Source organism: Pseudomonas sp. Bout1 (assembly GCF_034314165.1).
Taxonomy (GTDB): Bacteria; Pseudomonadota; Gammaproteobacteria; order Pseudomonadales; family Pseudomonadaceae; genus Aquipseudomonas.
In genome coordinates this window covers 837,145-862,242 of record NZ_JAVIWK010000001.1, presented here as the reverse complement: position 1 = coordinate 862,242, position 25,098 = coordinate 837,145, and the positions used below count along the sequence as shown (strand labels likewise).

Below are 25,098 nucleotides of genomic sequence, written 5' to 3'. Positions count from 1 at the left end.
TGGAATGGGTGTCCGGATGTTGGTGGGCTGAGTGTCCGGATGGCGTGGAATCCGCACGATTACGTCAGCGATACCAATCCGGTGCGCGTAGTCGATGTCTTCGTTGACGAACTTGACCTGGTCTCCTTGGGTTTTGATGGCGCTATTCCAGCTGACACAGGCCGGCCTGGTTACCACCCTGAAATCCTGCTGAAGATCTATATATACGGCTATCTCAACCGTATTCAGTCGAGCCGGCGCCTGGAGCGAGAGGCCCAGCGCAACGTCGAACTGATGTGGCTGACCGGCCGCTTGATGCCCGATTTCAAGACCATCGCCAACTTCCGAAAAGACAACAGCAAGGCTATCCGAGGCGTCTGCCGCCAGTTCGTGGTGCTGTGCCAGCAGCTGGGATTATTCGGAGAAAATCTGGTTGCCATCGACGGCAGTAAATTCAAGGCCGTCAACAACCGCGACCGCAATTTCACCAGCGCCAAACTGAAGCGGCGAATGGAAAAAATTGAATCGAGTATCAATCGGTATCTGACTGCGCTCGACGAAGCCGATCGGCAAGAACCCCCGATCGCACAGCCCAAGGCTGCTCGTCTGCAAGAGAAAATCGACAAGCTCAAAGCTCAGATGAAAGAGTTGCAGGTCATTGAAACTCAGCTCAACGAATCGCCGGATAAACAGGTCTCACTGACCGATCCAGACGCCCGCTCCATGATGACTCGCGGCACTGGAATCGTCGGTTACAACGTGCAGACAGCGGTCGATACCCAGCACCATTTGATCGTTGCACATGAGGTGACCAACGTCGGTTCCGACCGTGATCAACTCAGCTCGATGGCCAAGCAGGCCCGCGAAGCGATGGCGTCGGAAACGTTGTCGGTAGTGGCTGACCGAGGTTACTTCAAAAGCGAAGAAATCCTGGCTTGTCACAATGCAGATATCACCGCCTATGTGCCCAAGCCGATGACCTCTGGAGCCAAAGCGGACGGACGTTTCAATAACGATGCCTTCATCTATGACGCAGCGAAAAACGAATACATTTGTCCCGCTGGAGAGGAGTTGATCTGGCGCTTTTCCAGCGTTGAAAAAGGCCTGAAGTTGCACCGTTACTGGAGTTCTAATTGCCAGGGATGCGCGCTGAAATCGAAGTGCACACCGAGCAAGCAACGGCGAGTTCGGCGATGGGAGCATGAAGCCGTATTGGAGGAAATGCAGAACAGGCTGAGCAACGCGCCGGAGATGATGCGGATCCGAAAACGGACTGTTGAGCATCCCTTCGGGACGCTCAAGCAATGGATGGGCGCGACACACTTCCTGACCCGAAAGCTTAACGGGGTGAGTGCAGAGATGAGCTTGAATGTGCTCGCCTACAACTTGAAACGGGTCATGAAAATCATCGGAACCACTGGTTTGATGAAAGCGTTAACCGCGTAAAAACCGGTCTTTTTTTAACCCATCCAAAGGGCTTTAAGAGGCTGCTGAGCCGTTTTAACTGTTCCTGGAAGCGTCGTGACCTTGATCAGTTTGCGAAACGTGAGCACGGTCTCCTACCGTCGATATAGAAAACCCAATCTGACGTTTTTACACACTCTGGTCCAGAAGCAGCCGGTGGACGGAGCGATAGCAAATGAGTCGCTATGCTTGGTCTACTGCCGGAACTGATTGAGCAGATTGGGCTTTCCGTCCATGGTGTATAAACCCCTTCAGCGGTCACCCGACTGTCACAATGCCCGGCCTAGTCAGGGATAGACGACAGAACAAGGAATGTTATCCACCAAGCCCGTGAAGGCGTTATCGCCCGACTTGGGGTCAATTTAGAGTTAGGCCCAAAGAGGAGCCCCGCCATGACCGTAGTCGATCGCCTCAGGTATTTGCGCGTCGTTCTAGTTTTGGCTGGCCTCGCGTGCCTTGCTCTCTACCCACTTATGTTGTTCTGGCCGTCCGGCTGGGCCTGGCACGTCGGTCACTCGGACTACCCGATGATGATCGTTGGCATCTACGCCACACTTGGCGTGTTCTTGATCCTAGCCGCACGTGATCCATTAGCCAATCTGAGCCTAATCTGGTTCACCGTGTGGTCTAGCGCCGTACACGGAGGAATCATGGCCGTCCAGACGGTCACCCAGCCGGGGCAAATGGGGCACTTGGCAGGTGACGTCCCGGCGCTCTTCATTGTGGCGGTTGCCTTGGCCATCTTGACGCCCCGCTCGCAATTGGCCGCTCGGCCCCGGACACACAATGGGGCCTAAGAGCAGGTTTGACTGTTAGGATCGGAACGAAAATCGCGTTTCTACGCAATTTCTTGGTCTGCTGATCAACCAAGCGCCGACAGATTTTACGTATCAACGCAGTCTTCAAGACTGTGCCCGCGTTTTTTTCCCGCCTGGGGCGTTTCTGCCTGTCACGACTGACCGGTTGAATCCACAGTCGCTTTCTGCCTTTCGCGACAGGCAATAATCGCCAAAAGCAGGCAATGAGTGATGCATAAGCGTTTATGCTGGTTATAGGGCCATGGGTTACCGTGTCGCTGATGCATCCAGCGCTTTGGATCTGTTCTAGAGTTGGCTGCATTGAATGAGCGCTGCCTGAACCGGTGATACACTTACCACTCAGCACAAATAATGCTATTTCTGGCTATTTAACGGAGGCAGGGCTCGGCAGAGTATTGCCTGATATTTAAAGGTTCAAGCGCATAGATAAGTCTATGGCTTTTATATTTTTAGTTAGCGCACCAATTGATATGTAGTCAACCCCAGTATCTGCGATAGCTACCAATGTACTTTCATTGATTCCGCCGCTGGCCTCAAGTCGGGCCTGTCCGTTGTTGAGTCGAACGCCTTCACGCATGTCATCCATACTCAGTTCGTCGAACATAATTGAATCCGCTCCACCTCTCAGTGCTTCTTGCAGTTCGCCTAGGTTTTCAACTTCGACCTCTACCGGTCTACCTGGTGCAATGCGGTGTGCAGCATTGATAGCTTCGAGAATTCCGCCGCAAGCTGCAATATGATTTTCTTTGATGAGGAAGGCGTCGTAGAGACCAATACGATGATTATGGCAACCACCGCAAGTGACTGCGTATTTTTGTGCGAGTCTAAGGCCAGGGATAGTCTTTCGAGTGTCGAGCAACTTTACGTGAGTATGCGCAACTTTATCAGCTAGCCGCCGGCATTGTGTCGCGACGCCCGAGAGAAATTGTAAGTAGTTCAGCGCGGTTCGCTCACCGGTCAATAAAGAGCGGGCAGGCCCCTCTAAATGTAACACGGTTTGATTGGGTTCCGCGTGCTCTCCATCCTTAACGTTCCATTTCAAGATGACAAGCGGATCCAGTTGGCGAAAGACGGCCTCCACCCACGACACGCCACTGATGATGCAAGGTTTTCTAGTAATGACTTTTGCACTGGCCAAACGAGCAGACGGTACAAGCTGCGCGGAGATGTCACCACTTCCGATATCCTCCAATAACGCCCTGCGTACGTTTTCATCGATCTCGGAACCCAAGCCCGTCAGTTCTATATTTTGCATTTCAGCACACCTGAATCAGTAAATAACGAAATATCAGCTAGCCATGCCCAAGCGTAAAATCCAGACGAGCATTGCACCTGAGCATGGCTTTCAATCAAAAGTTATAGACATATCCAATTATGAGTCGGTTCTCATCGGCCCCATCTGAATAGGTGGAGCGATTGATTGCATTCCTCCATCGGAATGAAACATTTTTAAATGCACCACTTTGTACTACGTAAGTGATATCAGAAATTCTTTCCCATTCCTCACCGTCGGAGCCTTCCGCCCTGAGCGCCTTTGCCTTCACCGTTTTAATATTCGCGGGATCGACGTTTTCTCCTTTCGCATAACGCAGACTCCATGTAAGGCCAGGCAAACCGAGGGCGGCAAAGTCATACGAATATCCGGCATACCAGACGTCTTCATTTGCAAGAGCGAAGTTGCTCACCAGCATTTCACCAAACAGATAGGTGTCCGTACCGTTTACATACGGGTATGCAGTCGCGCCGGATGCCGCTTGATAACCCGCACTTAAGGTGTGTCCCATGGCCGAATAGCCCGCATTGCTACTGATCGTCCGGTTATCCACTTTTCCCAGTAGTTTTTTGCCACTTTCTTGACCTTCAAAGTATCGGGCTTCAGCAAACATACGACCTTTGGACAAGGGCATATTGAACTTTAAACCGACGTAGTCTCGCCGGAACAAATTCTCCAGATAGCTGTACTGATACGCCACATTGAGGGAAGGAAGAAGTTGATAGTCAAATCCCGCATAGGTGTAGTGGTCACTGGTGATGGCAGAGGAGTAGCCGCCTAGTTGAGAACTGGCAGACAGATCTTCAGAGTCGGTTGAGTCACGCTGCTTGACGGAGTCGACCTGGCCGAGAGTCGCAGTCAGCGATTTGATATCCTTTGATGACAGTTGCACGCCGTTAAATACTTGTGGCAAAAGTCGTGTATTGTTTGAAGCCAGCAAGGGAAGAACTGAATTCAACCCGCCAAGCCTTAATTCACTCTGAGCGAATTTAGCCTTCGCCGTCAACTCAAGCTTCGAGTATTCATCGTAGGCCCGTCGATCACTGTCACGAGATAGAAGTCCTGTACCTGATCGATCAGGGCTGGAATCAAGTTTCAGGCCCAACATGCCAAGCGCGTCCAATCCAAAACCAACAGGTCCGTCGGTAAAGCCAGACTGGAGATTAAGGATGAAGCCCTGAGCCCACTCCTCTCGCTTGGAATCAGTGGCCGTCGAGTCTCTGAAGTCGCGATTGAAGTAGAAATTTTTTAGTTCAAGATTCCCTTTGCTATCTTTCAAGAGATCCGCCGCCGCAAAAGATGGGGCGAAGGGCAATGCGATAAGCAGACCAGGCATCAGCGTCTTACATGTTTTTTTATTCATTGTCACCCTTCCTTATTTTTATTATTCACAGGTGTTCGCCAAGCCTATTTACCTTTGCAGCTAGTCAGCCCTCTTGGACATTCCGCATACGCGTATGTTTTCACCCGGCCTTATATATGCGTGCGCTTTCGGATATGGCGATCGCCAACATACTCAACGTGCAAAAAAAGTTGTGACCGCCATCTAAACGAACGATAGGGGCCACAAACTTCATCACCATGCTCGGCACACTAAATGCCCTCTAACTTTTGTTCGAGGGTTAAACCTTCGCCAGGACTTCCATTAAATCTTGAAACTCTCCAACGACGCTGGATGGAACAGCTCCTCAGGCTGAAGCAAGCGCGACGACAGGCCTTCGGCGTGGTGGCGTTCCAGGAAGCGACTGAGTACGTGGCGGTTAGCTTCGAAACCATAGGACCAGAAGTCTTCACCGAGCAGCTGGCGGGCCGCTCTTAACTGATCCTCGATAAACGGCAACGTTACCTTGGTAGCGGAGGTGTCGCTCAATTTGTGCAGCGCTACGGACTTGGACTTCTCGAATGCTTTGGCAACGGCCCCGGGCAACCATGGGTGCTGCTCGGCCAACGTGCGTCGGATTCCCAGCACGTGCATGATCGGGAATAGCTGAGTGCGGCGGTACCAGTCCGAAGCTGCTCCCTGAGGATCACGATAAAGATAGCTGACCTTAGGATGGCCCTGGGTGAAACAGGAAGGTGCACGTGGACCGATCACGGCATCCAGTTCACCAGAGGCGAGCATGCCAGAAAGCGTTTCAGTCTCCGGTGCGTTCTCGACGATTACATCCGCCGGTAGCTTCAGAACAATTTTCTCCAGACGCCCGGTCTCTTCGTACCCACCACGGACCCAGGTGACGTCAGACGCTTTCAAACCATGGTCTTCTTCCAGGAACAGTCGAACCCATACGTTCGCCGTCAACTGGTACTCCGGCACACCGATACGTTTGCCCTTGAGGTCCGCTGCGGACTCAATTCCGCGATCATTGCGGATGTAGATCGAAGTGTGGCGAAACGCACGGGATGGGAAGATAGGGACAGCAATATAGGGACTGGTGCCAGCTGCGGTTTTAACGCTGTAGCTGCTCAACGATAACTCGCAGATGTCGTAGTCAGCATGGCGAAATGCGCGAAAGAAGATCTCTTCGGGATCTTGCAGCATAAAGATTGGGTCGACCCCATCGATCTGTACTTCGCCGTCCACCAATGGTCGGATACGATCGTAGTTTCCAACAGCAATAGATAAGTTCAACTTGTTCATCATGGGGTCTCGCAGGATTGAGTATCTTCAACATTCACACCCAGTGTGATGTCGCGTTGTTCTTCGCTGGATCGCAACATGGCGAGACAGATCTCCAAAGTGTCACGAGCCCACGCGCCGTCATGCAACGGAGTGACCCCGTAGAACTGCGCCAGATACAGTTCGTCTATGACTTCGGAACGCGGCACCGTTGGCCGCTCAAGCATCATTCGATCACGACTGTGCGGCCGGTAAATCATGACGGCATCAGCCATTGGCCTAAGGTCGCCACCTTCGCACGACACGATAATCGGGCCGAAATGCTGGAAGGCCGTCGCGTCGTCGGCAGTAGAGGGGCTGACGTAGCGTGTGCCGCCATAAGTGCCTTCAGCTTTGAGCCGCGCCTCCTCATCCGCCGTTTGCACCTGCTGCAATAACCGACGTGCGCCGCCGTAAGTTTCGGGATTTTTGGGCTTGCCCATTTCCCCAACCCAGTCCATCCACTCGTCGGAGTCGAAGTATCCGTAGCCGTTGTAGGTAATGGAGGCGAACGCCCCATTCCCGAACCATAGAGTGGCTGTGTAGGCGCCTTCAGTAGGCCGCGCAGGATCCCAGTTACCCACTGCCGCACGGACACGGGTAGCGCGACTGCCAGCCAGCAAACGGACCACGTCCACTTGATGTGCGGCCTGGCTGAATACTGCTCCGCCGCCTTCAGCGGTCGAGAGCTCTTCCGGGCGGCGAGGACGCTGCAGGTAGTCGGTGTAGTTCAGCGCTTGAATCATCTTGACCGCGCCGAATTCGCCACTACCGATCAGCTCCCGGGTACGCAGGTACGGGGTATCGAAGCTGTGGCAATGCCCAACGATCAGTTTCACGCCAGCATCGGCGCAATCGGCGATCATCCGGTCACACTCGTCCAACGACAACGCCATGGGTTTTTCGACCAGCACGTGCTTGCGGTTAGCCGCCGCTATACGGGTGTGTTCGGCGTGAAACTGATGCGGGCTGGCAATGTATAAGGCATCGAGATTGCTGTCGGCCGCCAGGTCTTCGATGGTCTCGTATGCAGGCGCATCGAAATCCCGTTCGAATTGCCTGCGAGCTTGTTCACGAGGATCACAGGCGCCCACCAACTGGACGCGGCGATCGGCCAGGAAGGTAGGCAGCATGAGGGTGAATGCCCGGCCCAGACCGACCACCCCCAGACGTAGCCGAGCCGTGGATTCAGCATGGCTGGCCATCACGTATGAACCTCGTAATCAGGCTCTGCGACTATGTTGGCATCATCCAGGGCCCATACGTAACGAGCTTGATAATCACGCCAGTCGATATCCTTGGACACGATCGCTTGGAATGAGCAGATTCTGGAAGGGATCGCTTTCTCACCTGTACCAATAGCGGATTCACCCGCCTGAAATGCTGCCAAGGCATCCAGCATGACCCGGCGGAACTCCACCACTGCTAAGTCACTGGCGCCCAAGCGCTCATCGGAGCGATCGGCGATGGGCCCCATGGTCACCCACATGGCAATATCCTGATTGGGGAAACCCTTGATGCCCGTAAAGTTGCCGTTTTTCATGGCTTCACGGTCCTGGAAAAAACGGTTCCCGTCGTTGCGTAGCGGTCGGTAGCTGTCGTCCAGATCGATGCCGACTTGCTGGCCGAGAAACTTTCGCCAGGTCTCTGTTTCCGGAGTGTTATCGGGATTTCCCCAGGCCATGAAATAGAAGGCTGTGTGGGTGTCGTCGATGGGTACGTTGATATTCGCAACGTTGTACAAGTTATTCGGTGGGATCAGTGCGGTGGCCGGGGCTACGAACACAGTAGAGCGTACGTACTCGCTGGTGGCGGCATTCTGGATAGGACGGCGCAGAGCGGCATAGCGGAAGCCATAGCTGGTACGCTCGACTTGCATGCGCGGCGCTTTGTCCGTGGACGGTCTTAGCCAGTTTTTCGAGGTGGCTTCTGCCCCCCCGACCCGGGCTGGAACGAAGTCGGATGAGTGCAGGCTTGAGCTGTGTGCCGAGTCGATGGCGCCTTCCAGGATCTGCGCCCAGTTGCAGGGAATGATTGCCTTGGCGATGCTCACTCGAACATGCTCATGAGGTGCCCAGGCCGGGGGTACAAACTCGGGAATTGCGTCCTGTGGCCCCATGTAGGCCCAGACGAAACCGCTCCATTCGCGGGTTTTGTAGGCCGTGTGCTTGACCTTCTGGCACATGTTGCTGGCGGCAGGCTCGGAAACCATTTCCACCACATTACCGTCCACGTCCATTTTCCAGCCGTGATACAGGCAGCGTAAGCCCGAGTTTTCATTGCGGCCGTAGATCAGCGACACGCGGCGATGCGGGCAGTACTCGTCCATGACTCCCACGCGACCATCGGTGTCGCGAAACACGACCAGGTCCTCGCCGAACAGACGGGCCCTGACAGGCGTGCCGTCGGGCTCGCTGACTTCTTCGATCAAGCACACTGGCGTCCAGTGACGGCGCATCATCTGGCCCATCGGTGCGTCGCCTTCGACGCGGCAGAGCAGCAGGTTCTCTTCTGGGGTCAACATGTAATATCTCCAGCGTTCAACTAATCGTTTGTAAAAAAGGTCTCGCCTAGAGGTCGAGTACCAGCGCGTCATTTCTGGCTCGGGAAACGCAAATCATGATCTGATCGTGCTGTTCGTCCTCACGCAGCACCATGTCGCGATGCTCGACGTCACCTTCGATCAGACGGGTACGGCAAGAGCCGCAGGTGCCGCTCTCACAAGAACTTGGCGCCCGGATACCGTTGTCACGCAGAACCTCCAGAATCGAGCGGTCGGCGGGAATTTCGAGGTCGACTCCACTCCGGCCAAGGGTCACCGAAAAAGGCCGGTTTTCGGCGAAGCGACTCTGGTCGACGCCGAAGCTTTCAAAATGTATGGAGCCGGGTGGCCAGTGCCCCGTCATGTCCAGCACGCTGTCCATCAATGGCCGGGGGCCACAGCAGTACACATGCGCACCGCTGCTCGGTTTGTCGAAAACAGGCCAGAAATCGTAGGCGTCTGCCCGATTGCCGAAGTCGTGGTGAATGACTACCGAGTTAACAAATTCGGCGCCCAGCAGCTCATCCCTGAAGGCGGTGAGTTCCGGATTACGGGTGCAGTAGTAAAGTTTGAAGGGGATGTCGGTGCTGGCCTTCAGGTGACGCATCATCGACAGGACCGGGGTAATACCGATGCCTCCGGCGACGAAGATGAACTGTCGGGCATTCCCGGTCAGTTCGAACTCATTTTGCGGTGTTGCCACCGGTAGTAAGTCGCCTACCTCGATATCATCGGCCATGCTCATCGAACCGCCTCGTCCGTTGGTGTCACGCTTGACCGCAATGACATAACGCTCACGCTCTTGCGGGTCGTTGCTCAATGAGTAATTGCGGATGCTTCCGTTGGGCACCTTTACCCTGAGGTGCGCTCCGGCCGTAAACGCGGGTAGAAGCATTCCCTGCGGGTGGGCCAATTCGAAGCGGAAAATGCCTTGGGCAATTTCGGTTTTGGCGGTCACCGTGAGGCCTGTGAACCCATCATCGAGCTGTTCGGAACTACTCATCGCTGTTTCCTCATGACATCCGGTCGCGGGCTGAACACGCCCGCGAACGGAGAGTTGCGTAGATATCTAACGTTTTTTAGGCGTGATTCGGCCAATCAGACTGCTCGATCCTATTCGTCGGTAAGTGGCTTTTCGCTCAAGGCGTTAGCTGGCACCGCAATCAGAACCGCCAGACCACCCGCCAGGACCAGTACCCCGATTGTCGTCAGTCCGATTGCGAGGCTGCCGGTGACTGTGTTGATCCAGCCCAGTCCGATGGGCGCACAGAACGCTCCGATCTGACCAAGAGAACTGATCGCCGAAATCCCCCCTGCGGCGGACTCATCATTAAGATAGGCGGGAGGAATCGACCAGATGATCGCTGCGGCACCAAAGTACGACACCGCAATCATGGCCAGGCAAGTAATTGAAATAATGGCCGAGTCCACAACGTGAGGCAGCAGGCAGGCGCCCAAGGCACCGAAGGCGATACTGAAAAAGAAGTGCTTGCGACGCTCCAGACGAATGTCGGAACTGCGCGCAATGAGAATCATGGCGATCGCCCCCACGATGTATGGCACGGTGGAAAGCAATCCGACTTGCAGCACATCCTGGATACCGGTGTTCCGGATGATGGTAGGCGTCCAGTAATTGAGGATCGTGCCACATAGCGGCACGGTGGCCCAACCGGCAGCAAGGACGTATACGCGCGGATCCTTCAGAGCAGCCAGCACAGCATGACGCTTATCGGTAACGGGTTTCTTGCCTGCGCGGTCAGCGGCCAGCGCGTCGAGAATAATGGATTTTTCCTCGTCGTCGAGCCACTTTGCCTGCTCGGGTTTGTCGACCAGATAGAAGTAGGCCATCACACCCATTACAGCAGCAGGAAGACCTTCCAGGATGAACATCCACTGCCAGTTTTTCATTCCCATAACGTCGACGAAATGCGTGAGTATCCAACCGGACAGGGGGCCGCCGATGATTCCCGCCGCGGCGATGGCCAGCAAGAAGCGCGAGGTGATGCGAGCACGCCTGGCACCTGGATACCAATAAGTCAGATAAAGAATGATTCCAGGCCAGAAGCCAGCTTCGGCAGCGCCCAACAGGGCGCGGGCAATGTAGAACTGAGTGGGCGTTGTCATGAACGCCATGGACGCTGAGATCAAGCCCCACAGCACCATGATCCGGGTGATCGTCAACCGGGCACCAATCTTTTGCAGGTAAAGCGTGCTGGGTATTTCCAATGCGATGTAGCCGATGAAAAACAAGCTTACGCCGAGTCCGTAGGCCGCATCGCTCATGCCCAAATCGTGCTTCAGGTAAACCTGCGCGAAGCTGATGTTCACGCGATCCAGATAATTGAGAACCCAGGCCACGAAGATGAAGGTCATCAAACGTAGCGTGACTTTTCTATAGACCTTCTCGATGCGCTCATGGCTGCGCTGGAGAAGATGGGGCACGGCATCTGTAACTGCTGTTGTTGTCATTGTGCACGCCTCGGACTTTGTGTAGCACAACCAAAGCGATGGGGGCTTGGTGTGCTTTTTTATTAGGTCTCTAAGAGAATATGGCGAATTTTCTTCCCTCGCAATCAAAAAAGAACGATCTCTAAGTATTTTTTGATCTGGCGCATGTGTTGAGGCAACGCGTTATGCTTAGTATCGCTTACGCAGGTGATGAGATCGGACCTTGATATGACTGCACGAAAGCCTTTAGGCCACAAACAACCTGAAACCCAGGAAATACTCAGGCATTGGCACGATGTTGTACCTGATGACCGTCTGGCCCACCTGGTCAAGGATGCAACTCGCGCTCTGGTCAGAGCACTGCAGATGCGGTTGACCGAACACGACGTATCCTTTGGTCATTGGGCGTTCTTGCGGATCCTCTGGGAGACAGACGGATTGACCCAGAAACAACTCAGCACTCAGGCTGGACTGATGGAGCCTACGACTTTCGCTGCGGTGAAGGCGATGGAAAAACTGGGCTACGTCGTCCGCCAGCAGATGCCGGATAACAAGAAAAATGTTCACGTCTTCCTCACCGATGAAGGGCGGCGCCTGAAGGATGTGTTGATTCCTCTGGCGCTGGAAGTCAACGAGGTGAGTGTGGCCGGGCTCGAGGAGCAAGACGTCGAAACAGCACGGCACGTTCTATTGACAGTGATAGAGAATCTTGCAAACGCAGAAGCGAACTCCATCAATCCCTCACATCGGGTACCGTCAACGCGGGAGGTTGGACGCATGATCAATGAGCGCGGCGAGACTGTTTGTCCGGATTAGTGCGGTGTCGCAAACCGTTGAAACGGCCTCGGTGTTCCAATCCGTCGGAATTGAATTGTTTTTTCAGGCTCAGCCCTGGCGCATATTCAGATTGCCTCGCCTCCTGGCGTTACGCTTTTCGTACACCAGTGAACAACGTCAGGCGGGCTGTACCTCACCCCATGCCGAGTGCAGCAACCGGGGCCGCCTCTACACAACCTGCCTCCCATCGAAAAACTGTGCGCCTTCAACTTTGAGAATACCCAGCAGCATCTGCGCCGCCGGCGACAGGTAGGCGTTCCTGCGTGTGAACACGACGATGGTGCGTATCATCGTGGTTTCCTTGAGCATGACCTCGCGAAGGTTCGTCCTGCCCTCGACGTCTTCAAGTGTTTCCCGGGGCAGAAAGCACAGCAGGTTAGTTTCACCGATCAGGCGTGGCAACAGAGAAATCGAGGTGGTCTCGATCTGCACCCGGGGCAAGGGCAGGTCCCGCTCCTGGAACGCATTATCGATCCAGCGACGGGCTGAAACGGTGGTCGCCGGCAGCGCCCAGCGGTACTGACACAAGTCACGCAACTGAAATCGGGCATTGAACAGCGGATGATTATGGCTGGCGACCACCACCGCTTCAGCGTCGAACAAAGCATGAGACTCCAGTAACGGACCCGTTTCATACTTCGAGCAGATCACCATGTCCAACCGCCCGGAACAAAGGGACTCATGCAGGAAGTCGTCCTGACCGATCACCAGGTTCAGGGTGATTTCCGGCGCATGGGAAAGCAATGTCGCGGTCAGGTGTGGCAGCAGGTGGTCCGCCATGGAAGCGCTGCAGCCCAAGCGAATGTTACCCATCACACCGCTGGCAAAATCGCGCACCTCACGTCGGGTGTCAGCGATGTTCTGTTGCAGCTGCTTGCCGCGCACCTTCAGTAGCTCCCCAACCGGGGTGAGTTTGATGCGTCGGCCGTCACGCTCGAACAGTCGCGTACCGAGCGACTCCTCAAGCCGCTGAATGCTTTTGGTCAGCGCCGGTTGGCTGCGGTTGAGCTTTTGCGCCGCCTGGCCCAGGTGGCCCAACTCGGCGATGGTTTCAAAATAGGCGAGGTCGCGCAGGTCCACATCCATCAACCAAAGTTATTAATTCATCAATATTAGAAAATATACTTGATCGAATAAGCTATCAATAATTGTCTCGCGTTGGCTGTATGCCAGTGCAATCGGGGCGACCAGCATTGGAGCGAAAGACTTGTCCACTTCACCACGGCTTCTACATCCTTGCTCCGCTCCGGTCCAATGGATAGCGCTATCACTGCTGGCCGGTGCCAGCGGTCAGTGGTTGAAGTTTCTGGAGGTGCCCGCCGGGCAGTTTCTGGGGCCAATGCTGGTGGCCATTGTGTTCGGTGTTTGCGGTGCGAGCATTCGCTTGCATCGCTATGCCTTCGCGCTGGGCCAGGGCTGCGTAGGAATGCTTGCAGCTCATTCGATGACCCTGGCGGTGCTGGTCTCGCTGGTCCAGTCCTGGCCGTTGATACTGTTTGCAACCCTGCTGACGGTCAGCTTCAGTGCGCTGGTCGGGCTTGTGCTGACGAGGGTCGGCGGTATCCCTGCCAGCACCGCCGCGTGGGGCTCGGCACCGGGGGCCGCCTCGGCGATGGTTTCGATGTCCGATGAATTCGGCGCCGATTCACGGGTGGTCGCAACCATGCAATATGTGCGGGTGGTGTGCGTGGTGATGATCGGTGCACTGGTTAGCCGCTGGCTGGGGGCATCTACCGGGGGGAGCGAAGTGCATGTCGCGAGCGCCGCATTGCAAAGCTTCAACCTGCTGAACCTGGGGCTCACATTCGCCACCCTTGTGGCCGGGATTGCACTGGGTAATCGGCTACCGGCCGGTACACTGCTGGTGCCGTTACTGTTGGGTGGCGCCTTGCAAGTGAGCGGCTTGTTGCACATCACCCTGCCAAACTGGCTGCTCGCAACTGCTTATGGCGCGATCGGTTGCTACGTTGGCCTGCGCTTTGACCGCCCCACCATCGACTACGTCTGGCGACGTTTGCCGACGATGATACTGGGGGCAGTACTGATGATCACGCTCTGTGCATTGTCGGCCTGGTTGCTGGCGGCGCTGCTCGACAAAGACTTTCTCTCAGTTTACCTAGCCACCAGCCCAGGCGGGCTGGATACCATGGCGATTATGGCAATGGAGACACATTCCGATGTCGGGTTGGTGCTGGCGATGCAGACCTTGCGGTTATTCGCAGTAATCATTACGGGGGCGTTTTTGGCGCGGTTCGTCATTCGGTTGGCGGGGCCTTCATAAGCAATCCTGAAGGAGCGGCATCCCTGGAGCCTACAACGCTCACACTCAATTTGTTCCTGCAACCAGCCATTCAAAACCTGAACCTGAAGAGACACAGATAATGTTGAGCAAATCGCTCTTTCTCACCGTTCTACCCATGGTCATGGCGTTCGTCGCCGGTGCTGTCCTGCCGTTTCAAGCAACCACCAACGCGGCAGTTGGACGAGCCTTGGGGCATCCACTCTGGGCAGCCCTCATTTCCCTTGTCATCAGCGCAATCGTGGTGATCGCTGCGCTGCTCATCCTCAAGGTGCAGGCTCCGGATATCGGCCGCGCCTTGCGAGGCGCCTGGTGGGTATGGATCGGGGGTATCCTGGGGGCGATCTATGTCGGCAGCGCGGTCGTTGTAACGCCAAAGCTGGGCGCCAGCGGCTTTATCATTCTGGTCGTCGTCGGACAGATCTTCATTGGACTTTTGATCGACCATTTCGGCTTGATGGGGCTTACCTCGAAACCCATCACATTCTTGAAGCTGATAGGCGCGGCCATGATTCTCGGGGGCGTCTTCCTTGTTCAAGGCTTGAGCGCGAATGCCGCCTCCCAGCCCAAGGAGACCATCGTACAGCGGTCCATCCCGCAGTAAGGCAGCTACATCCCGATCTATGGCTAGTGGTGCTTCATCCTCCTTGGCTGCACGTCGGCGGCGCTTTCGAAAGCGTACATAAGCGACAACCTCGTCGGCTAGCAAACTGATCGGGAGGTGAGCATGGAGATCAAAACTCAGGCGTCGGTAGACGCCCCCTGATTGCTTGCCGTAGTTTCGTATCTGCGGCTGTTGATCACCTTGCTCTGTGTGTCGATCAGCGCCTTTTCCAGCACCAATGCGGCCGTTCTGTACGGCCCTCCAGGGGCCAGGTTCTACTCGCGTAAAGCACAAAGCCAATTTTGCCTGTGCAAGACACATAGATCTGAATAACTGTTTTTGGCCGATTCTGTTGAAAAAGTCGGCTTCGGTTTCCACAGCAGAAAAGTTCGCGCCTGAGATTGAAATCTGTGCTTTGGGCAGAAGGTTCACGACTCGGATTTCACGTAGCAGCACGCAAAAGAGGTGTTTTTACCCATCAGTATTCGAGCATTTTGGGCAAACCGACTTTTTCAACAGAATCGGCCGCTCTCTGCCGGTCGTCACTACGGCGTGTGCTGGTCAAGTCCATGCAATTACGCAGGCTCACATTAAAAACCGACGAACGACTACCCGACCATGGAAAGCCACCGGCCTCCAAGGTCTTCCTGCGCTACCGATTGGCGCAACAGCCGCCCCCAAAATACGGTTGACCGCGAGCGGAACGAACGCTAAACCAGAACCGTACAAGCGCTGTCCTCGACAGCACCCAGGTAGTCAGAACCTTTAAGGCTACGCCACATCGTGTGGTTCACCCCAAGTGCGATTAGCGTCCGGCGGCTCGCACGGTCACAGCGATGTGATGGATGCCTACTTCTCAACTTTGCCCACTGCGGCAACTCAGGCCTTCTCCTGGCTGCTCTGCAGCAACTTATCCGCTTGGCCATTTCTTGCGCCGACCTGTTGCCCGTCTCTTTGCCCCCTAAAGAGACGGGCGCATATCATACCGCTGCAGCCCTGCTCGCACGGGCCTTTGCGGCTTTCCCCCTCGTGACAATCGGCGTGACAAACACCGAATGTTCACTCACCACAGCGATGCCGATGATGGTGTCGCAGCCCATGAAATGGACTGCACCTGACTGACAGTCAGGCATGCCTCAGTCATCGCATCACTGCCTTCACCTGACTCAGGATCTCGCGGCACCGGTCTCGTCAGCCAGTACAGCCTCCACCCGCCCACTTCTTCGGAGGTGTTCAGGAGGCCAGATCATGAGATGCCCAAGCTCCCGGCCGTAAGGAGCCGTCAGTCCCGCGTGAGTGGACAAGCCTCACAGGTCGCAGGGGCCTTGATCCCTGATAACACTCAACAACCGTGGCGGGATGAGTGAGGACGAAGTCGATAATCTCAGGAGAAGTGCGATGCAACTGTGCGAAGCGTTCGAGCCACCACAACCATTGCTGGAATACCAGCAGGCGCCACTGCCCTACCCGGTCGAAGCACTCGGGGATCTGTTGGGCCCTGCGGTCGAACGACTGGCCGAGGTGATCGGCGTACCCTGCGCCATGGCGGCGCAATCGGTGCTGGCCAGCGCTGCCTTGGTGAGCCAGGGTCATGCCAATGTCCACCTCGACGGCCGAACCTATCCATTGTCTCTCTACCTACTCACGGTGGCGTCCTCGGGGGATCGCAAAAGCGCGGTGGATCACCTGGCCCTGAAGGCCGCGCGCGAGTGGGAGCGACAGCAGTGGACCCTGTATGCGGAAAAGCTCAAAGCCTATCGCGCCGCTACCAGCATCATCGCCAAACCCAAAACCGCAAAGAACCACGCAGAGGCGGAAGGCAGCGAACTATCCGAGCCGGTACCACCGAGACTGATCATTGCCGAGCCCACCATTGAGGCCCTGGTCAAAAGCCTGTGCCATGGCTTGCCCAGCATGGGTTTGTTCAATGATGAAGGTGGCCAATTCTTGGGTAGCAGCACCATGAGCAAAGAGAATCTGCTCAAGACAATCACCACCTTGTCGATGCTGTGGGATGGCAGCCCGATCGACCGGGCCCGCTCCATGGCCGGAGAAAGCCTGCGGGCCTATGATCGCCGCCTCAGCCTGCATCTGATGCTGCAGCCCTACCTGGCCAACCAGATTTTCAAAGACTCGGTGATCAATGGCCAAGGCATCCTGGGCCGTTGCCTGATCAGTTGGCCCGAGCGCCTGGCCGGCCAGCGACTCTACAAGGCAATCGACCTAACCCGAGATGCCAAGGTCCAGCGCTACCAACAGCGGATGACCGCCCTGCTGCAACAGCCCTGGTCACTTCACCAGGATGGATCACTCAATCCCGCCACCCTGGAGCTGACTGCCCGTGCCCGCCGGGCCTGGATTGATATTCACGACACCATCGAGTGCCAGTCTGGTGAGTTCGGTGAGCTGGCCGGCGTCCAGTCTGTCGCGGGCAAGGCCGCGGCGAATGTGCTGCGCATCGCGGGCGTGCTGGCCATGGTTGAAGAGACCAGTGCGTTGGACGAAGCACACATCCAGCGCGCCTCCACTCTGATGGATTACTACCTGGCCGAGATTCAACGCCTGACCGAACAAGAGCCGATCCATAGCCGACGCGAGGAAGCGGATCGGCTGCTGCGCTGGCTGGCGCAGAAAGGCTGGACCCACTTCACCATCCGCGACGTCAATCGCAACGGTCCTCGTTTTGCCCGCAAGAGCGCTGACCATACCGCCTCTTTATTCGTCGAGCTGATCACGCATCGCTGGCTGAACAGCCGCGATGGAAAAACGTTCGAGGTCCGCCATGTTTCGCCTCAATGACGCGGTGCGCCGCTACCAAGCGCAACATCAACCACAGCCAGAATTGCGGCGTGTCGCCGCTTCTGTCGCCACCCTGTCGCCACGCGCCAGGCCAGCAACGACGCGGGTTGTCGCCACTGTCGCCGCTGTCGCCACACCACCCCTGGAGCCTACCCACCCCGCCCGACTGATCGAGCAGTTGCGTGAGGAAGGGGCAATGCTGCAACACCAGGAGAACGCCCTCCTGGTCCGCCCGACGCATTGGCAGCAGGTGGACAGGCTCAGCCCCCACTGGAAAGCCCTGCTGCTCTTTCTGCAAACAAACGAAAACGGTGAAGATGATGGCTCTGGTCGGTCGGCGTGAGGGGCGCAACTTTGGCTATGGCCGCCAGCTGAGCTACGCCGGCCCACAAGCGCTCAAGGATCTGTTTGCCGGCGGCCACTTCGCCACCGTCAAAGCGCATAGCGATCGCTGGCAAGCATTCGTGCGTTGGTGTCGGTCAGAAGACGGTCCCGGTTACAACGATGCACGTCAGATCGATCGACAGACGCTACATGACTACGCCGCGTATTTGCGCCAGCAGATCCAGCAAGGTGAACTCTGCATCGCCACCGCGCAGAACCGCCTGAGCAGCGTCAACCGCACCCTCGCTGCGCTGCGCGGTGATCAGGACGTCAGGATCGCCAGTCCGAGCCAGGCGTTAGAACAGCAGCGCTCGAGCGTACGCACCCGCGCACCGGATGGCCAAGACCACCAACAGGTGCGGCGAGTACTCGAGGCACTTGGCGAACAGCACCATGAGCGGGTGGCCGCGATTGTCCTGTTGGCCCGAACAACCGGTATGCGCCTGCGCGAAGCAATCCTGGCTGATCTGCCACGCTTGCACCGCGAAGCCGAAGACTTCGGCCGCATCAACATCCAGGACGGCACCAAAGGTGGCCGCTCAGGCGCTTCCGCGCCGCGCTGGGTCGTGGCCAATGAAGCGGTGAAGGCGGCGCTACAGTTGGCTTGTCAGGCATCGCCGCCCCGTAGCCGCAACTTACTGGCCCGCGACGAAAGCTACGCCGCGTTCCTGCAACAGACCGTACTCCCCGCCCGCGACACGCTGCATGAACACGGGCTGAAGGGTTTCCATGAACTGCGAGCGGCCTACGCCTGCGAACGTTACGAGCAGCTCACTGGCCACGCCGCACCGGTCAATGGTGGTCACTGCTATCGCATTGACTGCGACCTTGATCAACAGGCGCGCCAACAAATCAGTCATGAGCTCGGGCATAACCGGATCGATGTGGTTTCGGCCTACATTGGAGGTCGAGCGTGAGCAGGCCGTTCGACATGGCACTGTTCCTCAGCGGCGTCCTGACCGGTTCGAAGGTCACGCAGCAACGACACCTACGCCAAGCCCGAATCATGCAAGCGGCCATTCAACAGCGATGGCAACGCGATAATCCCTGGACCTGGCAGCTCAAGCATGTGCGCTGGTTTCTCACTCAGCACCTGAAAGACCATTCCGACGCCACACATTATTACTATCGACTCACGGCCCTGTTGATCTGGAGGCGATTAGGGAATGACCGAGAAATGCTGAACGATCGCTCGAGTAGACTTAGGTAGGCACCCATCTAGGCTCACTTGTCGGCCTCCATCAATCTCCGTACCCCCCTCTTGGTGATGAACCTGATTGAAGAACCTTGCTGAAATGGCAAGAACGGTTAAAGGCGGTCAGTCACATGTACCTGCAAAATTTGGGGGCTAGCTCACCTGATTTTCGACAGACCAGCCGCCGTAGCTTTGGGTAATCATGTCAACGAAGACACATTTTTGGACGTTGCGACATCATATTGCTATCTTTGGGCAGGATTGTAGTTCAGAGTGAAAACTGAACACTGGCACCTGCCTATGGGCCGATCACGTTAGCATGCAAAAAGCTTCGGCATGGAGCCAACGTATAAAAGCAATTCAACGGAATGTCGCTCGTGACCAATATCGATCTCATCTATCCTGAGTCATTTCCAGCCAAGTTTTGGGTTGATATCAACCAACCTTTATCGCTTGCGCTCCAAACCGAATTGATTCATAGAGGGTGGAAATTACGGCATTTGGATACTGGCTTTCAGGCGCTCTGCTCAGAGGCATCAAGCATTTCTACATTCAACGAGCTTTCGACGCGGCTTTTGCATGACGAAGTTATGCGGAAGAAGATCCCGCCAAATACACCGGTGCGGTTGGATATTTTTATGGCTACCTCTGAATGAGCGCTAATTTCGCTGTGGGCCACCTGCTGCCATTCAGTTTTCATCGTATGGACGAAAATTCCGTTGTAGCTGTCAGCGCTGCAGGTGATTATACCTTTTTGAGGCAACAAGAGTTGGTGGAGCTGATCGAGAGCCCTGAAAAATTAGAATTTAAAAAACGTGCGGAGCTACAGTCTAAATATTTTTTGAAAGGGGCAAGTTCTTTCGGAAGTGTCGAGCTATTACGATCGCGAATAGCCGCCCGCAAAGAAACTGTATTGGCGGGTCAGTCCTTGCATATCATTGTGCCTACTCTTCAATGCGAACATTCTTGTCAATACTGCCAAGTCAGCAGACGCCTTGAAGATGTGGGTCACTCAATGACGCCAATTCAGATTGATGCAGCTTGCGCGACTATTTTTCAGAGCCAAGCTAATGCTCTGACAATTGAGTTTCAAGGTGGTGACCCGCTGCTCCGGTTCGATCTTATTCAGCGGGCAATAGACCTTATTCAAACAATGAATCTTGGATATAAACGCCGTATACGATTTGTGGTCACATCAACCCTCCATCAGTTGACCTCCGAAATGTGTGAGTACCTTAGAGACAACCAGGTCTACCTCTCCACGAGCCTTGATGGCCCCGCTGCATTGCACAATAAAAACCGCCCATTACCAACGCGTGACTCCCATGCGCGGACGTTGGCAGGAATTGAACTGGCACGACGGATTATGGGACCACATGCGGTTGCAGCATTAATGACCACAACTAAAGCCTCCCTAGCGCATCCTGAGGCCATTGTGGACGAGTACGTCAAAAACGGATTCAGCGAAATTTTCATACGCCCGTTAAGCCTATATGGATTTGCCAAACGCAACATTAAGCATTTGGGATACACACTTCCAGAATTCACAAATTTTTATCAAAAAGCTTTGCAGCGGGTCTTGGAATGGAACGCCAGAGGTACTGAATTGCGTGAAGGTACTGCCGCATTAATTCTTAACAAGCTTTTATCACCCTTTGATGCCGGTTATGTCGATTTACAAAGCCCGACAGGGTCTGGCCTCGCGGTACTAGTCTACAACTACGATGGCTATGTCTATCCAAGCGACGAGGCACGGATGCTCGCCGAAACGGGAGATTGTTCTCTACGTTTAGGTACTATTGGTGATTCCCTTGCAGAGCTAATGACTTCACCTGTAATAAAACAGCTGATAGAAACAAGTATTTCTACTCAAGCAGCTGGCTGCGAAACTTGCGCATTCAACAGCTATTGCGGTCCTGACCCAGTGGGGGCGCAAGCTGAGTTTGGCGAAATGGGGACTATTGCGTTACTGACTGAACACTGCAAGCGACATAAATGGCTCTTCGAATACTTTTTTCATAAGTTACGATCAGCCGACGATGACTTTCTCGATATTGCCTATCGCTGGGCACACCCCGCTGGATGTTCTGATGCGTAAGGTCCGTGTACAAACGCAGGGCGTTGAATATCGAACGGTAGCCAGAGTAGTATCGCTCGAGAATTTGAGTGCACAGTGGCGACCCGAGTTGAGGTTTCTGGTGCGGGCCGCAGATGCGCGGGCGGTCACCAAAATTGCGCAACTGCGCAGTGCGGGGCTAGCCAACCTGATTTTGCTAATACCTAATCGTGATGCTGCAGGTCAATGGCAGGCAGAGACTGTGCTTGAGACCGGCGGCACTCTGATAGATGGCGACGTAGTAGCCGTCGCCGACCACATGAACCACGCACATGTCCTATTTCGATATACAGATCAGCACCACACGGTTTTCCTCACCAACCGTTGCAATAGCTATTGCCTGATGTGCTCGCAGCCCCCGACAAAACATGACGACAGCTGGTTGGCGAACGAGGCGGTACAAGTCGCCAATCATATGGCGAGCTCTCCGCATACATTGGGGTTTTCCGGAGGAGAGCCTTTGTTACTAGGTGAGCACCTGCGTCGGGTGCTTGATACCTTTGCTCATCACCATCCCAACACTCGGTACGACGTGTTGAGCAACGGCAGGCTGTTGGCTGATCCTAGTGATGCTGAGCATTTGTTAAACGGGTTGAGTGAGCGCATGACATGGATGGTGCCTCTCTATGGGCATGCTGATTTTCTGCATGACTTTGTCGTTCAAAGTCCGGGGGCATTTGAGGAGACATTGGCCGGTCTATTGAATCTTCATCGATTTGGGCAAGCCATTCAGTTAAGAATCGTGCTGATTCGCCCTGTATTGGAGAACCTTGCAGGGCTTTGCGAATTCATTGGTCGTAATCTGCCTTTTGTCCGCGAGGTCGCATTAATGGCATGCGAACCAATTGGCTTTGCTTTGGCAAACCCTGAACTAACCGACGTTGACCTTCGAGACTGGAGCGCAGAACTCAGTCACGGCTTCAGGACACTGAAGCGAGCGAAGGTACCTGCAATTTTGATGAATGCCCCACTTTGCGCTCTGCCACAAACTCTGTGGCCGTACGCACACAAAAGTATCTCCGACTGGAAACGTACCTTTGCTGAAGACTGCGCTACTTGCACAGTGAAAGCAGAGTGTGCAGGCCTTTTCTCGTGGCATCGGCAAGGCAAGCACGCAATGAAAATCCAAAAAATTGAAGGGATTATCAATGTCTAAATTCATCACGTCGCTGTCCGCATTCGTTGCAGGAACCTCTTTGGTCAACACCGATGTGCAAGCCCTGGAGCAAGGGTTGAAAAACCCTTTCTCCAGCAGACTCGACCCGGTCAGCTTACGTCCGCTTAATATGCCTGGCGATAACCTATACGCAGCCCACCGATCCCACTCATCGCATTCGTCGCATTCATATCACAGTTCTGGAAGCGGTTCATACTCTGCTCCTAGCCGGAGTTACACGGCCCCAAGGGAGGCCTATTCAACCCCTAGCCCTGCCTACTCAGCACCAAAGACACCTTACTCGAACAACTTTGGAACGAGCGGTTCAAACAGTCTTGGTAGTTCCACCGGAAGCCGCAGTGCCGTAGACGCCGGAAGACCTTCGACAGTCAGTCCCATAGGCTCAGACTTTGATCCTAAGGAAAAAAAACTTATGGAGTTAATTCGGCGCGTACAGATGGGTTTGATTATCAAAGGTTATGAGCCCGGCACCATTGACGGTGTGATGGGCGAGCAAACTCGTTTGGCACTGAAATTATTCCAGTCTCGTAACAGCTTGCCCGCAGATGGCATGATGAGTACGCAAACACTTAACGCCCTAGGCGTGATTGTTCCCAAATGAAGCGCAAGGTGTATCGGCGCATTCGGCTTTGGGCTCCCGTGATATCCGTGATTGGACTGGGCTTCATTGTATTCCATGATTATGCTCGACCATTAATTGCTGAATATCGCCACGGGGATGAGTACAAGCTACTCGCTTTAAATTGCGACTTGGCAATGCATGAGGAAGCTGCGTTGCGCGGCTTGATCGGAAATGATCCACAAACCGAGCGCCTCAGATTAAGCGCAGACGTTGGCATGATGGTCTGTCACGACTACGACATACTTCGTAAAAGGCTACTAACTCAGGGGGTCTCAGAGGACCAACTTTCAATGTTAGGCCTTGAGGTACTTGAAGTTGAACAAATCACGGTACAGCAAATGGTCGATGCTCATCGCATGGATAGATTTTGATATGATGAAATGGAAACTTTTATTCTTCATTTTCCTGTCCTGGATTAGTCATCTGCAGGCATCGGAACCAGACCATAAAGATCTAATTCTAAGAAAAGTGCTCACTGCCTACCGGATTGAGCCCGTGACGATAACGCCTACATACATGGGTGCAAAGGAAAAGTTAGGGCAAATGCTATTTTTCGACCCTATCATGGGTGGCCCGAACAATACGACTTGCGCAACTTGCCACGTCCGTAGCAAAGGCAGTGTTGACGGCTTACCTATGGCCGTGGGCATTGGCTCAAGCGGAGTTGGAGAACAAAGGCTTGAATCTCCAGACGCATTTGTCATCCCCAGAAACGTGCTCCCGTTTTTCAATCGTGGAGAAAGTTCTTTCACCGCTTTGTTTTGGGACGGAAGAGTACAGATTGGCGAAAATGGGAGTTTTGAGTCCCCGCTAGGAAATAAACTGCCAAAAGGATTCGAAAATCTACTTGCCGTCGCGGCAAGCTTTCCCCAAGTGGAACCTGATGAAATGTTGGGCCGATCTGTACGCCGCGGAGGTGAGAAGCAAGCCACCTACCATGCGGACCTGGTCGATAAGACAGTTGACCCTGACAACTTTAAAGAACGGACATTGAATGTCTATAGTAATTTGGTCAAACGTTTACTAGGTACTCCCTCCGCCTCGACTCCCATGCAGTCCGAATATAGGAAGCTTTTCCAGGCAGCTTATCCTGTCACAAGTGAGTTCGATATCACTCATATTGGCAATGCCTTGGCAGCTTACATTTCCTTAGCGTTTCAGCTTAAACCAGCAGCTTGGGATAACTATGTAAAAGGAGATCTGTCAGCTTTGTCCCAGCAGCAAAAAGAAGGAGCGATGATCTTCTTCGGAAAAGGGCGCTGTGTCGTTTGTCATTCAGGTAATGAATTCTCGGACTTTAAATATCACGGAATTGCCGTACCGCAGCTCGACGTTGGCAAACACGGCGGCTATCTGGATTATGGGAGGGCAAAAGCGACGGGGTTGGCCATAGATCGCTTTCAATTCCGCACTCCACCACTACGTAATGTTACACGCACTGGTCCATGGGGGCACAACGGTTTATTCACAACCCTAGAAGAAGCCATTAATCACCACTTCAACCCAATTCCACTAATGTTCGCCGCGCAGAAAGGCCGACCACGCGAAGCGGAGATCGCGGGTCGGCTGCTGAGCTACCGATCCCCCATCCTTGCCGAGATCTACCCAATGGCGCCAAGCGACGTACGGGCTGTGATCGCGTTTCTAGAGGCGCTTCAATCAGATCCTATTTTGTCGAGTGATGAGGCCCTTCCTAAATCAGTACCCTCAGGGATGAATCAGTTCATCGTTGAATGAATCGCCCCTATTTTCGAGGACACATAGAATGACCGCTATTGGCCTCACGGGATCGACATCAACAATGCTGTCAAAAGCAAGATTGTGCTTAATGGGCAGAATATCCGGGCGATAAAGCTAGAAGCCCAGCAAAAAGTACGACCAACTC

23 protein-coding genes are annotated in these 25,098 nt (G+C 54.6%); 15 read left to right on the top strand and 8 right to left on the bottom strand.

Going from position 1 to position 25,098, the window contains the following annotated elements:
• Positions 1–39 precede the first annotated feature (39 nt).
• Together RGV33_RS03760 and RGV33_RS03755 are read left to right on the top strand one after the other, a co-directional pair.
• Positions 40–1,425, top strand: coding sequence for an IS1182 family transposase (locus tag RGV33_RS03760; protein ID WP_138761935.1), 1,386 nt, complete (start codon positions 40–42; stop codon positions 1,423–1,425).
• 410 nt (positions 1,426–1,835) lie between these two features.
• Positions 1,836–2,240, top strand: coding sequence for a DUF6632 domain-containing protein (locus RGV33_RS03755; RefSeq protein WP_128873059.1), 405 nt, complete (start codon positions 1,836–1,838; stop codon positions 2,238–2,240).
• A gap of 427 nt (positions 2,241–2,667) precedes the next feature.
• On the opposite strand, the gene nadC is transcribed toward RGV33_RS03755, so the two are convergent.
• From nadC to RGV33_RS03720, 7 genes are all read right to left on the bottom strand, one after another.
• Entirely contained in the window at positions 2,668–3,516 is an 849-nt protein-coding gene (gene nadC, locus RGV33_RS03750) for a carboxylating nicotinate-nucleotide diphosphorylase (protein ID WP_138761934.1), read from the bottom strand.
• Positions 3,517–3,610: 94 nt separating this feature from the next.
• The gene (locus RGV33_RS03745) at positions 3,611–4,897 is read right to left on the bottom strand and encodes an OprD family porin (protein ID WP_238344545.1); all 1,287 of its coding nucleotides are present in this window, start codon (positions 4,895–4,897) and stop codon (positions 3,611–3,613) included.
• 282 nt (positions 4,898–5,179) lie between these two features.
• A complete protein-coding gene (locus tag RGV33_RS03740; RefSeq protein WP_202877249.1) occupies positions 5,180–6,175 on the bottom strand; it encodes an ABC transporter substrate-binding protein in 996 nt (331 codons plus the stop codon).
• Positions 6,172–7,395: a Gfo/Idh/MocA family protein gene (locus tag RGV33_RS03735; RefSeq protein ID WP_138761933.1), complete on the bottom strand. Its 1,224-nt coding sequence runs from the start codon at positions 7,393–7,395 to the stop codon at positions 6,172–6,174. Before RGV33_RS03735 ends, RGV33_RS03740 begins: the two co-directional genes overlap by 4 nt.
• On the bottom strand, positions 7,395–8,714 hold the full coding sequence (locus RGV33_RS03730; RefSeq protein WP_138761932.1) for a Rieske 2Fe-2S domain-containing protein: 1,320 nt from the start codon (positions 8,712–8,714) through the stop codon (positions 7,395–7,397). Before RGV33_RS03730 ends, RGV33_RS03735 begins: the two co-directional genes overlap by 1 nt.
• 46 nt (positions 8,715–8,760) lie before the next feature.
• The gene (locus RGV33_RS03725) at positions 8,761–9,735 is read right to left on the bottom strand and encodes a PDR/VanB family oxidoreductase (RefSeq protein ID WP_138761931.1); all 975 of its coding nucleotides are present in this window, start codon (positions 9,733–9,735) and stop codon (positions 8,761–8,763) included.
• Positions 9,736–9,845: 110 nt separating this feature from the next.
• Positions 9,846–11,201, bottom strand: coding sequence for an MFS transporter (locus RGV33_RS03720; protein ID WP_138761930.1), 1,356 nt, complete (start codon positions 11,199–11,201; stop codon positions 9,846–9,848).
• Positions 11,202–11,408: 207 nt separating this feature from the next.
• Between RGV33_RS03720 and RGV33_RS03715 the strand changes: the two genes are divergently transcribed.
• A complete protein-coding gene (locus RGV33_RS03715; RefSeq protein WP_138761929.1) occupies positions 11,409–11,996 on the top strand; it encodes a MarR family winged helix-turn-helix transcriptional regulator in 588 nt (195 codons plus the stop codon).
• A gap of 189 nt (positions 11,997–12,185) precedes the next feature.
• Here the strand turns inward: RGV33_RS03715 and RGV33_RS03710 are convergent, their stop codons facing one another.
• Positions 12,186–13,097, bottom strand: coding sequence for a LysR family transcriptional regulator (locus RGV33_RS03710; RefSeq protein WP_138761972.1), 912 nt, complete (start codon positions 13,095–13,097; stop codon positions 12,186–12,188).
• A 127-nt stretch (positions 13,098–13,224) separates the two neighbouring features.
• On the opposite strand from RGV33_RS03710, the gene RGV33_RS03705 reads away from it, so the two are divergent.
• The 12 genes from RGV33_RS03705 to RGV33_RS03650 all read left to right on the top strand — a co-directional run bounded on the left by RGV33_RS03705 (position 13,225) and on the right by RGV33_RS03650 (position 24,950).
• The gene (locus RGV33_RS03705) at positions 13,225–14,298 is read left to right on the top strand and encodes an AbrB family transcriptional regulator (RefSeq protein WP_138761928.1); all 1,074 of its coding nucleotides are present in this window, start codon (positions 13,225–13,227) and stop codon (positions 14,296–14,298) included.
• A gap of 100 nt (positions 14,299–14,398) precedes the next feature.
• Positions 14,399–14,920, top strand: a complete 522-nt coding sequence (locus RGV33_RS03700) for a DMT family transporter (protein ID WP_138761927.1) — start codon at positions 14,399–14,401, stop codon at positions 14,918–14,920.
• Between the two features lie 1,398 nt (positions 14,921–16,318).
• Positions 16,319–17,719: a YfjI family protein gene (locus RGV33_RS03695; protein ID WP_138761926.1), complete on the top strand. Its 1,401-nt coding sequence runs from the start codon at positions 16,319–16,321 to the stop codon at positions 17,717–17,719.
• Positions 17,703–18,062: a hypothetical protein gene (locus RGV33_RS03690; RefSeq protein ID WP_138761925.1), complete on the top strand. Its 360-nt coding sequence runs from the start codon at positions 17,703–17,705 to the stop codon at positions 18,060–18,062. The genes RGV33_RS03695 and RGV33_RS03690 overlap by 17 nt, the downstream gene beginning before the upstream one ends.
• A complete protein-coding gene (locus RGV33_RS03685; RefSeq protein ID WP_138761924.1) occupies positions 18,040–19,020 on the top strand; it encodes an integrase domain-containing protein in 981 nt (326 codons plus the stop codon). The genes RGV33_RS03690 and RGV33_RS03685 overlap by 23 nt, the downstream gene beginning before the upstream one ends.
• A complete protein-coding gene (locus tag RGV33_RS03680) occupies positions 19,017–19,313 on the top strand; it encodes a hypothetical protein (protein ID WP_138761923.1) in 297 nt (98 codons plus the stop codon). Before RGV33_RS03685 ends, RGV33_RS03680 begins: the two co-directional genes overlap by 4 nt.
• Positions 19,314–19,675: 362 nt before the next feature.
• Entirely contained in the window at positions 19,676–19,954 is a 279-nt protein-coding gene (locus RGV33_RS03675; protein ID WP_138761922.1) for a hypothetical protein, read from the top strand.
• Complete coding sequence (gene hxsB, locus RGV33_RS03670; RefSeq protein ID WP_138761921.1) at positions 19,951–21,396, top strand: His-Xaa-Ser system radical SAM maturase HxsB; 1,446 nt, start codon at positions 19,951–19,953, stop codon at positions 21,394–21,396. Before RGV33_RS03675 ends, hxsB begins: the two co-directional genes overlap by 4 nt.
• Entirely contained in the window at positions 21,389–22,570 is a 1,182-nt protein-coding gene (gene hxsC, locus RGV33_RS03665) for a His-Xaa-Ser system radical SAM maturase HxsC (protein ID WP_138761920.1), read from the top strand. The genes hxsB and hxsC overlap by 8 nt, the downstream gene beginning before the upstream one ends.
• Positions 22,563–23,192, top strand: a complete 630-nt coding sequence (gene hxsA, locus RGV33_RS03660) for a His-Xaa-Ser repeat protein HxsA (protein ID WP_322143153.1) — start codon at positions 22,563–22,565, stop codon at positions 23,190–23,192. The genes hxsC and hxsA overlap by 8 nt, the downstream gene beginning before the upstream one ends.
• Positions 23,189–23,584, top strand: a complete 396-nt coding sequence (locus tag RGV33_RS03655; protein ID WP_138761918.1) for a TIGR03982 family His-Xaa-Ser system protein — start codon at positions 23,189–23,191, stop codon at positions 23,582–23,584. Before hxsA ends, RGV33_RS03655 begins: the two co-directional genes overlap by 4 nt.
• Positions 23,559–24,950, top strand: a complete 1,392-nt coding sequence (locus RGV33_RS03650; RefSeq protein WP_238344544.1) for a His-Xaa-Ser system-associated MauG-like protein — start codon at positions 23,559–23,561, stop codon at positions 24,948–24,950. Before RGV33_RS03655 ends, RGV33_RS03650 begins: the two co-directional genes overlap by 26 nt.
• Positions 24,951–25,098 lie beyond the last annotated feature (148 nt).